At 41.5% G+C, this 14,699-nt stretch carries 16 protein-coding genes; 6 read left to right on the top strand and 10 right to left on the bottom strand.

The genetic code is table 11. From position 1 onward, the window contains the following. Positions 1-69: 69 nt before the first annotated feature. Positions 70-1,452, bottom strand: coding sequence for a serine/threonine-protein kinase (locus tag QUD05_RS15495; protein WP_289796838.1), 1,383 nt, complete (start codon positions 1,450-1,452; stop codon positions 70-72). Positions 1,453-1,578: 126 nt separating this feature from the next. On the opposite strand from QUD05_RS15495, the gene QUD05_RS15490 reads away from it, so the two are divergent. Both QUD05_RS15490 and QUD05_RS15485 read left to right on the top strand, forming a co-directional pair. Next, entirely contained in the window at positions 1,579-1,815 is a 237-nt protein-coding gene (locus QUD05_RS15490) for a hypothetical protein (RefSeq protein WP_289796837.1), read from the top strand. Further along, entirely contained in the window at positions 1,812-2,264 is a 453-nt protein-coding gene (locus QUD05_RS15485) for an HNH endonuclease (protein WP_289796835.1), read from the top strand. Before QUD05_RS15490 ends, QUD05_RS15485 begins: the two co-directional genes overlap by 4 nt. A 63-nt stretch (positions 2,265-2,327) precedes the next feature. Here QUD05_RS15485 and QUD05_RS15480 read toward each other — a convergent pair whose 3' ends face one another. The 3 genes from QUD05_RS15480 to radA all read right to left on the bottom strand — a co-directional run bounded on the left by QUD05_RS15480 (position 2,328) and on the right by radA (position 5,287). Next, positions 2,328-2,606: a hypothetical protein gene (locus QUD05_RS15480; protein WP_099102210.1), complete on the bottom strand. Its 279-nt coding sequence runs from the start codon at positions 2,604-2,606 to the stop codon at positions 2,328-2,330. A gap of 325 nt (positions 2,607-2,931) precedes the next feature. Then, a complete protein-coding gene (locus QUD05_RS15475) occupies positions 2,932-3,657 on the bottom strand; it encodes a Uma2 family endonuclease (RefSeq protein WP_289796834.1) in 726 nt (241 codons plus the stop codon). Positions 3,658-3,760: 103 nt separating this feature from the next. Then, positions 3,761-5,287, bottom strand: a complete 1,527-nt coding sequence (gene radA / locus QUD05_RS15470; protein WP_289796833.1) for a DNA repair protein RadA — start codon at positions 5,285-5,287, stop codon at positions 3,761-3,763. A 170-nt stretch (positions 5,288-5,457) separates the two neighbouring features. On the opposite strand from radA, the gene rpaB reads away from it, so the two are divergent. Then, positions 5,458-6,186, top strand: a complete 729-nt coding sequence (rpaB, locus tag QUD05_RS15465) for a response regulator transcription factor RpaB (protein ID WP_012412029.1) — start codon at positions 5,458-5,460, stop codon at positions 6,184-6,186. A 205-nt stretch (positions 6,187-6,391) separates the two neighbouring features. Further along, on the top strand, positions 6,392-7,042 hold the full coding sequence (locus QUD05_RS15460; protein WP_289796832.1) for a cofactor assembly of complex C subunit B: 651 nt from the start codon (positions 6,392-6,394) through the stop codon (positions 7,040-7,042). 145 nt (positions 7,043-7,187) lie between these two features. Here the strand turns inward: QUD05_RS15460 and QUD05_RS15455 are convergent, their stop codons facing one another. Next, positions 7,188-8,093, bottom strand: coding sequence for a M48 family metallopeptidase (locus QUD05_RS15455; RefSeq protein ID WP_289796831.1), 906 nt, complete (start codon positions 8,091-8,093; stop codon positions 7,188-7,190). A 155-nt stretch (positions 8,094-8,248) separates the two neighbouring features. On the opposite strand from QUD05_RS15455, the gene QUD05_RS15450 reads away from it, so the two are divergent. Both QUD05_RS15450 and QUD05_RS15445 read left to right on the top strand, forming a co-directional pair. After that, positions 8,249-8,767 (top strand): DUF456 domain-containing protein, encoded by a 519-nt coding sequence (locus QUD05_RS15450; RefSeq protein WP_289796830.1) that lies wholly within the window; start codon positions 8,249-8,251, stop codon positions 8,765-8,767. 554 nt (positions 8,768-9,321) lie between these two features. Next, positions 9,322-9,999, top strand: coding sequence for a PEP-CTERM sorting domain-containing protein (locus QUD05_RS15445; protein ID WP_289796829.1), 678 nt, complete (start codon positions 9,322-9,324; stop codon positions 9,997-9,999). Positions 10,000-10,160: 161 nt separating this feature from the next. Here QUD05_RS15445 and nblB read toward each other — a convergent pair whose 3' ends face one another. The 5 genes from nblB to QUD05_RS15420 all read right to left on the bottom strand — a co-directional run bounded on the left by nblB (position 10,161) and on the right by QUD05_RS15420 (position 14,180). Further along, positions 10,161-10,826, bottom strand: coding sequence for a phycobilisome degradation protein NblB (gene nblB / locus QUD05_RS15440; RefSeq protein WP_289796828.1), 666 nt, complete (start codon positions 10,824-10,826; stop codon positions 10,161-10,163). Between the two features lie 93 nt (positions 10,827-10,919). Continuing rightward, positions 10,920-11,384 carry a CBS domain-containing protein gene (locus QUD05_RS15435; protein WP_289796827.1) on the bottom strand — a complete coding sequence of 155 codons (465 nt, stop codon included), beginning with the start codon at positions 11,382-11,384 and terminating at the stop codon, positions 10,920-10,922. Between the two features lie 185 nt (positions 11,385-11,569). After that, the gene (mutT, locus tag QUD05_RS15430) at positions 11,570-11,986 is read right to left on the bottom strand and encodes an 8-oxo-dGTP diphosphatase MutT (RefSeq protein WP_289799979.1); all 417 of its coding nucleotides are present in this window, start codon (positions 11,984-11,986) and stop codon (positions 11,570-11,572) included. Positions 11,987-12,656: 670 nt separating this feature from the next. Then, positions 12,657-13,001 carry a DUF760 domain-containing protein gene (locus QUD05_RS15425; protein WP_289796826.1) on the bottom strand — a complete coding sequence of 115 codons (345 nt, stop codon included), beginning with the start codon at positions 12,999-13,001 and terminating at the stop codon, positions 12,657-12,659. A gap of 222 nt (positions 13,002-13,223) precedes the next feature. Beyond that, positions 13,224-14,180, bottom strand: a complete 957-nt coding sequence (locus QUD05_RS15420; protein WP_094348517.1) for an RNA polymerase sigma factor, RpoD/SigA family — start codon at positions 14,178-14,180, stop codon at positions 13,224-13,226. Positions 14,181-14,699 lie beyond the last annotated feature (519 nt).

The following is a 14,699-nucleotide window of genomic DNA, read 5'->3' as shown; positions in this document are numbered from 1 at the left end:
ATAGCTGTGGAATAAATATCTCTGGAATGACCAATGAATGTGGAAATTTCTTTCCCTGTTGTCGCTGACTCACAGCTTTATGGTCTTGTCCTTACTACCAATAGCTAGGATTTGCCCATCACTACCAAAGACTACAGAACGAATGTAGGGATACCCAGAATAACCATTCAGCGTGCGAATTTCTCTACCTGTTGTCACTGACCACAATTTACCACTATCCATATCCAAACCAGCACTAGCGAGCATTTGCCCATCACTACTGAAGGCTAAGGAATAAACTCCGTCGGAAAGATCATCTGTGAAGGTACAAATTTCTTTCCCTGTCGCCACTGACCACAGTTTGATAGTTTTGTCATCACTACCACTAGCCAGCATTTGCCCATCATTGCTAAAAGTTATGCACTCAACACTATTCCAATGACCAGTTAGGGTACGGATAAGTTGACCTGTAGTCGGTGACAACAAATGAATAACTGAACCTGTCGCACTTGCTAAAATATCTTCCTTGGGGCTAAAGGCTATTCTTTTATGCGACCCCAATCCTGTAGAAATCCCCAAAATATCGTGGACGCATTCCCAAGATGTAGATGTATTGGGAGAAAATATTACCGGTTGTGTTGGCGGTATGGCACTTGCACCCAACAAATCCAACCACTCCTGCACAGACTGGGGACGAAACTTATAATTTAACGCCATCCCCTTCATAATTGCCTCATTCACCCTGTTGCTAACACTGCCATTCAACTCCTTGGGTGCTTGTAGCGTAAAATTTTGCAGCCTAGCTGGTGCTGGCATAGGCAATTGTCCAGTCACTAAAGAATATAACGTAGCTGCGAAGGCGTAAACATCAATATATTCTCCCCGTTGTTCGATGGGTGCATATTGTTCTGGTGGGGCATAACCAGGAGTATGATTCTCTGTATGCTTTAAAACTCCACCAGAAATAAATTGTCTAGCAAGACCAAAGTCAATTAGCACCGCTTCTGGTTTACCCGCCCGCATCATAATATTACTGGGCTTCAAATCCCGATGCAGCAAGCCTTTCCCATGAACTAATATCAAAGCTTCGCCAATTTGCCTAATATATAGTAGTGCTTCCCCTTCTGGTAACGCCCCTTTTTCGGTTATCAGCTTCCCCAAATCTTCGCCTTCGATGTAGTCCATCGCCATACATGGCAAATTACCTTCATCAAAGACGTTTTCTACCTGCACAACATGAGGATGGCGACACAAAGCCAGTCGCAAAGCTTCATCCCGGAAGTCATGCCGTAATTTATCTTGATGTGGTATCCATTTGGGATCATTGAGTATTTGTTCTCTGAGAGTTTTGATAACTCGCAACTCGCCGCGTCGATTTTTAGCGAGATAGGTAATCCCAACTCCACCTTCGCCTAATTTTCTCTCGATAATGTAGCGACTACCAAATAACTCCTGCCCTGGATTCCACACCATTGGTCAAAACCGTAGTTTTACTGATATTTTATTTTGACATACGCAAAACTCAGTCTCGTGGGCGGGAAGATTTAAACTGCTGTTGATGGAGCCTACAATAGCAATATATTCAATCGCCATAAACCTATGACACCAGCAGTAGTTAAACCTTCATCTTGGCTAACGACTGGTATCCGAGTCGAAAAAGTTAATAATCTTAATTTGTTTAAATTTACAGACGAATTGGGTTTGCGGATGCAAGAACTGCTAGATAGAAAAAAAGCTGATTCTTTGACACCAGAAGAAGCTGCTGAACTGGAGGCGATTGGGGAATTAGATGAGATTTTCAGCTATATCAATGCAATGATTGCATCTCAGGTATGACAATTCCTAATCATATCCAAGAGTTAGTTCGTAAACGTGCTGGCTTTCGATGTGAATACTGCCATTATCCTGAATCATTAAGCACGTCTCCTCTGACAATTGATCATATTCATCCACAATCTTTAGGTGGCTCTGATGATGTGGATAATTTAGCTCTAGCTTGTCGTCGATGTAACGAGCGTCATTATAATTTTACGGTGGGAATTGACCCAGAAACTAACCAAGAAGTCGCCTTATTTAATGCCCGTCAGCAACAGTGGTCTGAACACTTTGTTTGGTCAGCAGATGCTACAAAAATTATTGGTATCACACCCACAGGTCGGGCAACTTGTAATAGATTAGATTTGAATGATCTACGCCGTAGCGATCGCTTCATTCAAAAATCCCGGCAACTTTGGATAAAAGGAGGTTTTCATCCTCCCTCTGAAGATCCACGACAGGAAAAATAGAAACCTTGCGCTGTTCAGAACCCCGACTTTTCAAAAAAGTCGGGGTTCTAAGTTAGATAGGGGTTATTGCGTTAAAATTTGACGGCTTAAAATACTCATGACTTCACCTGGGTTGGCGGTTGGTAGCAGTGGACTCCAATCTCCTACACTGGCATAGCCAATTACCTGCAAGTAGTGAATTGTACTGCTAACGGCTTTGGGAGAACCAATCAGTAGATGCTTAATCGGTTCTCTGTTGGGAAATGGCTGTGCAGTTGATTCTTTGCGGGTGGGTGTATCTAAATTTTCACCCAGGTATTGCTTTAACTGTGATTGGGCAGACTTTTGTAATTGTGCCATCATTGTATTTATCTCCTGATAAAGGGGTGACATAAAGGCGATCGCATTCTTCTTTCCGGGATTAGGCGATCGCCTTTATCATGTCTTTATATTAAAGTATAAAATTATACTTATCAACTACAAGCTTGGAAATTATTAATAATATTTTTCAAGTTTTAACGGGAATAAATTAGCCTTAGCTTTGGTATTATTAGCAATAATAATTAACAAAAATACTCTCAAATTTTGGCTGTAATTGGTATTATTGAAAATTTCATCTTTCTAAAAAAAATGCTAGATTTAGCAAATTTTTCGCTAATCTAGCAAACTTAAATTATTTACAGGAATTCTAATCTTCTGGCTCAATTCCCGCCGCCCGCAATTGTGCTGCTAGTCGTTCAGCGCGTTGGCGTTCTTGTTCAGTGCGTTGGCGTTCTTGTTCGGCTAATTCTATTCCCCAAGGTAAAAGGTTTCCTTGTTCATCCCACCACCTTAACCACTTTCCTGTGCGGTTTTCACGAGTACCTTGCGACACTCCAAGGTAAAGATTGATTTCGGCTATCCAATAGCGTTGATTTTCATCAGGCTCTTGCAAAATGTACTGTTCTGTGGTTAAGCGATACATCTCTAAACTGCCGCTATCTGGCTCAAAAATAATGTAGTTTGGTACTTTTAAGATGCGCTCATAGAAAAACCATTTTCCTGGGGGATATGTCGCTTTGATAGAATACTCTGTCTCCTGTGTATCAGAAATAAATTCCATCACAATTACGGGAATGTCACCCTGTAATTGAGGTGTATAACTGCGTGTTACTTCTTCTCTACTAACATTAATTTTGGCAATGAAAGCCCAATCAGGGGCTTTAATGACCATTTTGTTGTTTAGAGTGGCACAAATACCGTAATTAGTTGTTGTTAAGGTGTTAGCTGAAATTTTTCCGGCTAATTGTAGGCTTTCTGTGAGTGCAGCAGCTAAGGCTGGTTGGTTGATGTTATCCACTGGATCGTCAGGGAGTTTGTAATCATCAGGTAGTTTTTCCCAAGTGATTTTGTAGTCTTGGGTGAGGGTTGTCATGGTGGATTGTCCTTTGGGGTGTAAAAGGGACTGTTGAGTTAGGAGTTAGGAGTGAAGAGTTAGGAGTTATTCTCCCTCATCTCCTTCATCTCCCCCGTTATCCTTACTGATCTTCATCGGGTTCTAAATCGTCGGCTGTCAATTCCTGATGCGGGATGGCGGCGATAATTGCATCTATGACTTTAGAGACTGGTAATATCTCAATATTTAAATCGGGGAATTTTGTCCCTTTGGGCACGATCGCTCTTTTAAATCCCAACTTAGCAGCTTCTTTTAACCGCAGTTCCATTTGGGAAACCGATCGCACTTGTCCACCTAAGCCAACTTCACCGATTAATACTGTACCGGGATCGACAATGCGATCGCGGAAACTAGCGACAATTGCGATCGCAATTCCCAAATCTACTGCCGGTTCTTCCACATTCAACCCACCCGCAGACGCAACGTAAGAATCTAACTTCGACATGGGAATTCCCACCCGTTTTTCTAAGACGGCGAGAATTTGTACCAAGCGGTTGTAATCTACACCAGTACCAGCACGACGGGGTGAGGGGTAGCTGGTAGGACTCACTAAAGCTTGCAATTCCACGACAATCGGGCGAGTACCTTCGCAAGCAACCACAATTGCCGTACCTGGCGCTGGATCGTCACGGTTGCCTAAAAATAGCTCTGAGGGGTTGGAGACTTCTCGCAATCCATCTGTCACCATTTCAAAGATGCCGATTTCGTGAGTTGCGCCGAAGCGGTTTTTCACTGTCCGTAATAACCGATGGGAAGCAAAGCGATCGCCTTCAAAATACAACACTGTATCGACTAAATGTTCTAAAACTTTAGGCCCNGCGATCGCTCCTTCTTTAGTAACGTGTCCCACAATCAGCATGGTGACATCTTCGTGCTTCGCCACCTTCATCAGTGCTGCTGTACATTCCCGTACCTGAGCGACTGAACCTGGTGCAGAAGTCAGCGCTGGAAAAAACACCGTTTGGATACTATCAATCACCGCCACATTTGGCTTGAGAGAATCTATTTCCCGTAAAATTTCTTCTAAATCTGTTTCTGGCAGTACATATAAATCTGCACCTATACTGTCAGGGTCTATGGGTAATGTAGGATCTACTACTACTGTTACCTTCTCTTCATTAACCACACTTAGGGGTTTTGATACTCCCAAACGGGAAGCTCGTAATTTTACCTGCTGTCCCGATTCTTCGCCAGTTACGTAAAGGATGCGGTATTTCTGCGCTAATTGATTAGATACTTGCAACAATAAAGTCGATTTACCAATACCTGGATCGCCACCAATCAGCACCATAGAGCCAGGGACAACCCCACCTCCAAGCACTCGATCTAATTCCCCATAACCAGACTCCCAGCGAGCGATTTGGCGATCGGTAATTTGGTCGAATGTTAAAGAGGCTCGCGCTTTAGCTGGTTTATTGTGAGATTTGCCATTGCCTTGAGCGGATTGCCAACTACTTACCCCNCCTCGACTGGGTACATCTACTGAGGATTGAATCGAAATTTGTTCTTCTAGAGAGTTGTAAGTGCCGCAAGCTGGACACTTACCAAACCACTGGGGCGATTCTGCTCCACATTCGTTACAAGTGAAAAAGGTTTTTGGCTTTGCCATTCTTAAATCTTATTAAATAATCTTAATATTTACTTAATTCTTGAAAAAAACTAGAAACTAATAATAGTGGTATTTAGAGCTTTTTCCAAATCAATTCATGGAATGATATCTTAATATTATGGTATTAAAAATTAATCATGTAAATTTTTAGTCAAGGAGCCTAGAGAAACTTGGAAAGCCATAAAGAAAAAATCTTGGTGGTAGACGACGAAGCCAGCATTCGCCGGATTTTGGAAACACGCCTTTCCATGATTGGCTACGATGTAGTGACGGCTGGCGACGGGGAAGAAGCTTTGGAAACTTTTCGCAAAACTGAGCCTGATCTGGTAGTTTTAGATGTAATGATGCCAAAGCTAGACGGCTATGGTGTATGTCAAGAATTACGAAAAGAATCAGATGTCCCCATTATTATGCTAACAGCCTTGGGTGATGTCGCCGATCGCATCACCGGGTTAGAATTGGGTGCTGATGATTATGTAGTTAAACCATTTTCCCCCAAGGAGCTAGAAGCCCGGATTCGCTCGGTGCTGCGGCGAGTAGATAAAAACGGAGCTTCTGGAATTCCCAGTTCTGGGGTAATCCATGTCGCTAATATTAAAATCGATACGAATAAGCGACAAGTCTACAAAGGCGATGAGCGGATTCGATTGACAGGTATGGAGTTCAGCTTGTTAGAGTTGTTAGTCAGTCGTTCTGGAGAAGCTTTTTCTCGTTCGGAAATTTTACAGGAAGTATGGGGTTATACACCTGAACGTCATGTAGATACCCGCGTAGTAGATGTGCATATATCACGTTTGCGGGCAAAATTAGAAGACGATCCTAGCAACCCAGAATTGATTCTCACCGCACGAGGTACTGGTTATCTTTTCCAGCGAATTATTGAACCAGGAGAGGAGTAAGGAGATGAGGCAGGGGAGCAGGGAGCAGGGGAGCAGGGGGCAGGGAGCAGGTGAGATGAAGGAGATGAAAGGACAAGGGGACAAAGAGATAAATAAAACTCCGAACTCTTAACTCCTAACTCAGCACTCAGCACTGGTTCAACACCCCGCTGACGCTAACAGCACTCAGCACTCCTAACGCCCAATGACAAATGACAAATGACAAATGACTAAACCCGATCCTAATCGCGTTTTGCGGCGTCTACCTATTGTTGTGGGTGGGCTAGGCGCTGTACTTTTATTGATTAACCGTTTCTTGACACCGGAATTAACCCAGTCTCAATCGCGTGGTGATGTAGTAGGCGTAATTTTGAGTGCGGTATTAATTTTGACGGGTTTAATTTGGCAGCAAGTTCAGCCGCGATCGCCTGATATTGTAGAACTAATTGGAGAAGAAGGTTTTGTACTGGCAGCAGATTTGCCCGAAGCCGTGAAAACAGAGCTAGCCTGGGCATCTCATTTATTGTTGACTAATACAGTAACGCGATCGCTTGTGGTTTTTTATCAAGGTAAAGTTTTGTTGCGTCGTGGGATTCTGGGTACTAAATCTGAGGTTGTACCAGGAGTAATCTTAAAACAGGTACTCGAAAAACAAAAACCGATTTATCTAGTTGCTCTAAAAATATATCCAGGTAGGCTCGAATTTGATTATTTACCAGAAAATACTCAAGGTGTAATTTGTCAACCTATTGGCAACCAAGGTGCATTAATTTTGGGAGCAAATGCTCCTCGCAGTTACACCAAACAAGATGAAAACTGGATTGCGGGAATTGCTGATAAGTTAGCCGTTACTCTTAGTACTTCGGTAATCAGCTAGAAGTCAGCCAATTTTAGTGAGACAAGGGGCTTAAGCCCCTTGTTTGGAAGCAGATCACAGCTAATCTGTATTAGCAAGTTATTGACTGTCACAAGCGTATTTTAAATTTAATTTTTAAATCTAAAATCTAAAACTTAAAATTCAATTACCAAGAAGTCAAAAAATTCCAACCTTCCTTTTCTTCCGGTGTTTTTTCTTCTAGTTTTTCTGGTGTCTTTAAATTTGTCTGTTGAATTAAATTATCATAAGCTCCTGAATCAACCCATTTTAATAATTCGCCAGCCCGCATAACTATCCAAGAAAGCCCAGGCTCTGTATAGCTTAATATTTTAGTGACTTTATCCACGCTATCAAAGTTATTGGATGCAAATTCACGGGCTTGAACGAGGAAATCTTCAATTACAGCAGTAGTCAAGTACTCATCTGGTAAACCCGCAAGTTTCATCAGTGTAGTAGTTGCTACGTCAATATCCTGACAAGCAAGCAAAGCAGCCCGATCGGCAGTGAACCTAGCCATCATCCGCCAATTATACAAACCTAGTTCCATTCCACCAGCTACCAAGCCACCGACACCCAATGTGGTACTGCTCAACAAATTTTTCAACGTTGGCATCACAATTGCCATTTGGTGATAAACCATGTGCTGACTTTTGATGCGAGCGATTTCGTGTCCGAAAACATAAAGCAACTCATCTGCGCCAAGCCACTCCATTGCATCTAAATTGATACCGACAAGGGGTTTTTCCACGCCAACAATGTAGGTTTCAATGTGACCTGTGCCTCGAAATAGATACAATTCAGGAAGTGGAGCAACATCAAGAATTTGGCAGGTTTCTACAAATGCTTGATGTAATTCGGGAAAATTACGGGGCGAAATTCTGATTTCACTACCAAGGCTTTGCAGTCTGAGTAGGCGATCGATACCGTATTCGTTAATTTTTTTGAGTAGCAAGGAGACACCGGGCATATTTTGCAAAGAAGCCAAGGCTTTGCGATCGAAGGGGTGTTCGTATGCTTCCGAACTTAGTCCAGTTAATATTTTTCTCGTCATAGGTTTTGAGCTTTTTAATAGCAGTTTAGAAGCATTAGGCAAACTTGCACCACAGTGTACTAAGTATTTTTCGCTATCTTACCCAGATAGAATAAACAGTAGAGACGCACAGATGTGCATCCCTATGAGAAAATTTGGAAATTTACAATTGATCTATGCAAATTATTTATTGGCTATTAGTTGCTGTAATGTTTGTGGGTATTATTGGTGCTGTAGTTCCAGCCATTCCCGGTAGCAGCTTAATTTTAATTGCAATTATCATCTGGGGAATTGTTAGTAGTTCCTTTGCAGCTATCAAAATTCCACTAATTGTGACAATTATAGTTTTACTGCTCAGTGTCGGAGTAGATTTTTTAGCTAGCTACGTAGGAGCAAAGCAAGCCGGAGCTAGCAAGTGGGGGCAAATTGGCGCAATTGTTGGTTTGGTGGTAGGATTTTTGGGATTATTGCCAACTTTACCTTTTGGGGGGCCACTGTTAGGAATTTTACTAGGCCCGCTTTTGGGAGCAATTATTGGTGAGTATCTGTACCGACGTGAATTTGGGTTAGCAGTTAAAGCAGGTATAGGGATTGTAGTCGGATCTTTGGTTGGAAATTTGATTCAAGGGTTGTTAGCGATCGCCGCAGTTGTAGTTTTTGTTGTAACAACCTGGCTACAGGTATTTGGCTCTTAGCATTTGAAAAAGCAGACAGATTTGAGAATAGCGGCAATAGCTAGCAGTTAGCTGTTTGATTACAAACATTCAATTTGATCGCAAAGACTATTCATAGCAAACAAATACAGTGGTTCCTCCCATTTCTTCTATGAGAGGAACCGTTTCACTAAATACTGATAACTAGAAAGATTATAGATACAGTGCATACTCCATTTATCTAAAATATAGTTTAGTAACTATACGTATAAAAAGCTACTATTTTATTGATTACGTAAATAATTTTTCTTAAAGTCACAGCGAATGCCAATAATTGAAACCCTAGAGAGTAAGAGATATACGAAGCGCAGATATGTAAGAAATTAAAATTTTATGAAGACTACTTATTAGTTGAAGATGTGATGAAGACCACTCAGTAAATATTGCAGGTTCTAAGTCTATGTGATTTTATGGAGATAAGAAATACATCACGCAAGTTTCGCTTTCACTGACAGTATTTTAAGTAGATTACTGATAGTAAAAGTCAAGCAATCAATTTCTCTGTTCCAGGTTATTATTAGGACTCTCAAAGGATCATGATTAATTTTAAATCTAAATTAGTAAACGCAACTCTAGCAGCTACTTTTGCAATCCCCTTGGCTACTGCTGGAATATTTACATCTGCTGGTTCGGCTCAAGCTGTAACCCTGAGCGGAAGTATTGGTCTTAATGGTACATCTATCGTTCCTAGTGATGGAATCAATCCAGCTACTACTAGCATTCAATTTGTCGATGTTGATGGTGTTGATCCTGATGGTGATTTTGAATTCTTCTCACCAACTTTATCAGGCACAGGTATTACCATTAACACTCTAAATTTAACCAAGATAGCTGATCTACCAACAGTGGGAACAACCACAAGCGCTACATATTCTACAGGCGTTTACACTCCATTCATTAATTTCGGATCGCGAACCTTGGGTAGTACTACTGCGCTTCTTACCTTTGATCTAGATGATTCTGTAGTTACCAGAATTCGGAAATCGGCTACTAACATTAATGACGTAATATTGGATGGGATTACGGGCAAATTTAATTTCAATGGAAAAACTATTGCGGCTGGCAATTTGGGCGCTTCTGTTAATGGAGCTAGAAGCACTTACCATTTAACTCTCGAAGCAGTTAGTGTTCCTGAGCCAACCACAATGTTAGGTTTAGGTTTAGTTGGTGCTGGCATGGTTATGTCTCGCCGTCGCAAAAGTATTCTTCAATAGTCCTATCCTAAATATAAAAAAGTTACTTTTAATTGCTAAAAGTAACTCTAATTTATCTATTCGATCTGGCTGGAATGCAAAATTTTCCCAACCAGGTCGAATTTTTTTCTGCTGCCAGACAAATCTATATTAAAGGTGAATTTTATTAACCTTAGATAGACTTAAACTGACTGCAAAGAATTTTTAGCTTCGCTTGCGATCGCATCTACTTCATCATTAGCCAGAATTTCTAATATTGATTTGGCTTCTGGATTATCTAAACGAGCCAAGGCTTGTACAAGCCTGTAACGAATTTGCCAATCCGGGTTGGTAGCATAGGGAGCCAACAGAGGAACTGCTTGTACATCTCCCAAGTCACCCAAAGAACTAATAGCAGCAGTTTGGACTAATTCGTTTTCTGATGAAAGTGCCTCTTTAAGTAGTTCAAAGGCTCGTGGATCGCCCAACTCTCCTAATGTAGCAATAATACTGAATTGTATTAGCCATTCACTGGTTGTATGATAAAGCTGCTGTAAATCTTCAAAAGCTTCGCTTAATTTTAGAGCGCCCAAACAGTCTGCTGCTGCTGCTTGTACATCTACTTCGGAGTCATGAAGCAAGCGATCGCGCAAGATATCCAAGGATAACTGTAAATCTTGGGTTCCAAGTGTATCCATTTGACTCACCGCTGAGTAACGGACACGGGAATTGCGATCGCCAATAGCACTTTGAATTAATTCAAAGCCAATCGCAGGTTCCAATTCGCGGATTTGATTTACTGCACGTAAGCGATCGCCTAAATCCTCAGAACTGAGCAATTGCTTAACAGACTCCGGAGTAATACTCATTTAGTTATCCTTGATTTTCAAATGTATAAAAAACAGCCATTAGTTAATACTCAAGGGTCAAAAAAATCTTGACTATTAACTAATGACAACTGACTAATCTTGACTAGCAGCCATAGCCCGAATAATATCACCACGAGTGAGAATACCAATTACTTGACCTGTAATATCAAGTACTGGCAAGCGGTGAACGCTGCGATCGTGCATGATTGTAGCTGCTTCTTTTAAAGTTTTATCAGGGGAAATAGCGATCGGGTTTTTACTCATCACCTCCCCAACGGTTTGCCCTAGAGCCTTGTGCAAATCACGGTCATACGTAGCAGGATTTTTTAAATAGATAACACTATCAAGAAACATAATGTACGCAGGTGGAGTAACACCAGTTTCTTGCCACATCAAATCGGTTTCCGAGATAATGCCCACCAATTTACCGAGATCGTCCACAACAGGTAGTCCGCTGATATGGCGTTCTGCGAGAATTTGGATAGCTTCCTTGAGTGGAGTTTCCTCCCGGACAACAATAGGATCGCGGCTCATCACATCGGCAACGGTTTTAGGCATTTATTTGCTGACACCTTAAATCAAAGTCCCTGCGCCTATTGTAGAAAATTGCGGGACTCAACCTGATGCAATTAATAGATTGTTACGGGATTTGTCATTGGGCATTGGTTATTAATTATTCTCCTCTGCTCCTCGGTCACTGAGCGTAGCCGAAGTGCTGCTCCCCTGCTCCCTATGCTTCTTTCCTAGCCCCCACTTCCTTTCAATGCAGCAATAATTTGAGTATTTGCTTTCGGAAAAGTAAAATGCTCCAGTTCTTCCAAACTTACCCAGCGAATTTCATCGGATTCCAAAGGTTGGGGAATACCTGTAAGATGGCGACAGTGATGTACTGTGAGGGTAACGCGCAAGTTTGTATAGCTGTGGTCAATAGTAATCAGATGCTCTCCTACTTCAATCACTATTCCCAGTTCTTCGGAAATTTCCCGTTGAATACATTCTTGGATGGTTTCACCAGGCTCAATTTTACCACCAGGAAATTCCCACAAACCACCCATCGCTCCTTCTGGACGACGGCGGTCAATTAAAATTTGCTTTTGGTCATTCCAAATTACTGCAACACCAATGATTTTATGGGGTGGGAAAGAACTAGTTTCATTCATAATTGCATGGGAAGTAGGGAGTAGAGAAAGAATTCCTGAATTTTGACTCTTGACTAATAACAAAACTCGGCAGACTAGTTGTAACTCTGCCGAGTTTTGATTTATTGCAAAGGTCATTTAGCACTGTTCGTTTATCCACAAATGTGCATTCATCATTTATGAATAAGCCTCTAATATCATATTCGGTTAAAGACTTATTATTCAAACCGTAAAAAGGCTTAGGGACTTCCAAATAAAAAATATACAACTATTTATTGTGGGGTGGGCGACACGATAGCCCATAGTCAAAGGCGGGCAAGATGCCCACCCCACAAGATTGGATAATTTATTTCTTGGAAGTTCCTTACAGGAGAGGAATTTTTATGCTTTCTGCATAGGTTCGGGAGTTATAACTAACTAGCATGACATCCCTGACATCATATAATTGATTGAATTAATCACAAAATTACAGGAGTTTACAGAGAAGCGAAATCAAAGACTCCGCGTTCCTCTGCATTGAAATTTTAACCTCAATGCGTCACTATTTTGGATATTTAAAAAAACTTAGCTGATGTATAATCTGAAATTAGCGGCAAAGATTTCGCAGAGACTTATTTTCAATTCGTATCGCCGTAACTCTGACTAGCTCTCAGCCCAACAATATTGATTGAATTTCCAAAATTTTACATTTCTACTCAATTTCGCTGTTGTCGGTTTCAGATCCTTGTAGCGCCATTTCAAAATTCATTCTCTGTTCAGCGTTACGCAAGAAATAACCACTAATCATCGCAGAAGCAAGAAGCCTACCTAGATTTTCGCGATTTGTGGTTACAGTAACACCAAAGTGTTCTGAAGGTAGATTACCTAATAGTCCTGTAATATTCCGTTCCATCACCTGAAACACTTCGGCAGATGTGGGTTTGGATAGCTGGGTAACTGTCTCTGGACTCAAGGATTTAACGTACTGCCAGAGTAAATCGTTAGTTTCTGATTCGCTATTAAAAAATTCTGAGACACGATTGGATGGGTTACTCATTTTTTAGCTCCTTAACTACCACTATTAGCTGCGGTGCTTGTGATTTGAATATTAAATGTCTGTTTTGGATTTGACTTAGTTATTTTGTCTTCCTGTCAACTAATGTAACAGCCTCGCGTAAGAGTGGAAGTGGGTGTAACCGTACCAAAGTCAGCGTATTTTCTCACCCAAATAAATAAGTGAGGAGTGGGGAGTTAATTACAAACTCATCACTCCTAACTTCTAACTTGCCAAATATTCATCCATATTGGCTTTAGACTTGCGAAGTTTGCTTAAGGCTTCCCGTTCAATTTGTCGGACTCGTTCTCTACTGATGTTCAATATTTCACCAATTCTAGCCAGAGTCAGGGCTTGCCCATCAGTTAAGCCAAAGCGCAGTGTGATTACTTCCCTCTGTTGTGGTGTGAGATCGCCCATCAGACGATCTAAGTCATAAGATAGGGAGGATTGCATAACAAACTCTTCGGGAGAAGCCCCTGGATCTTCCAGCATTTCTCCGAGTTCGGTGTCGTAGTTATCACCCAGCCGCAAATCCAAGGAAAGAGGCAAACGCGCTTTTTCTAAATACTCTCGTACTTGTTTGGGGGTCAATTCTAATTCTTCAGCTAGCTCCCCAGCCGTAGGAGCGCGTCCCAACTTTTGAGACAATTGGCGCTGTGCCTTTTTAATCTTATTTAATTTTTCGGTGATATGAATAGGCAGCCGAATGGTACGAGCTTTTTCGGCTATAGCACGAGTAATCGCTTGCCGAATCCACCAATAGGCATAAGTAGAAAATCTGTACCCTTTGGTGGGGTCAAACTTTTCTACGCCCCGTTGCATACCAATGCTACCTTCTTGGATCAAGTCCAGTAAATCAACGTTGCGCTTGATGTATTTTTTGGCAACGGACACTACCAGCCGCAAATTGGCTTCTACCATCTTGCGTTTGGCAATTTCACCATCTGCGATCGCTTCGTTCAACTCTGCTGGTTCTAGGTTTGTTGCTGTGGCCCACTCTTCTAGAGTCGGTTGACGATCTAGCTGAGTGGCAAGAGATTCTCTTGATTCGTGCAAAGCACAGGAACGTTGCACCTGTTTACCATAGAAAATCTCTTCCTCGTGTGTTAAGAGTGGCACACGGCCAATCTCACGCAGGTAAGTCCGCACGAGGTCTGTGGCTGTCTGAGCGGTCTTCATGGCGCTACTCTTTGGTAATGATGGGGTTGGCGGTAGGGTCATTAAGGGATAGATGCTTTCTTTATTTATTAGGGTGCTACCCAGTCAGACTGGGAACCCATGTTATGGTTTGCAACTTACGCGCCTGAGAAACTCGGCTGCTCATAATCATCAAATTTAGGCTTGTTAACTGCTAAAACTACAGTTATTTCCTAGTTTTCACAAGTATCTACAGTTAGATAAAAGGTTGCTTTTTAAACATTTTTTATGGAAGTCCTATGAACAATTGTAACATTTATGAGAAGATTTTGGCTAGATAACGACATGAAATCTACTGGTTTTTCCAGTTAATGCAACGTTGCCCTCTATCTTAAGGCTGACTAAAAGTCAATTTAAGAAATTATCTGGTTCAAATAATTTTCCTCATATTTGTTAAAGTATCTCAATGAGAACTATATTCATTCTCTTCTAACAATTGTTTAATTTTTTCTGGGAATTGGGCATGGGGTATTAGGAATACGGAGTGCTGAGTTAGGAGTT

It is taken from the genome of Nostoc sp. GT001, from assembly GCF_030382115.1.
Lineage (GTDB): Bacteria > Cyanobacteriota > Cyanobacteriia > Cyanobacteriales > Nostocaceae > Nostoc.
The sequence above is the reverse complement of the archived record's forward strand: the minus strand, read 5'-3'. Positions and strand labels throughout refer to the sequence as shown.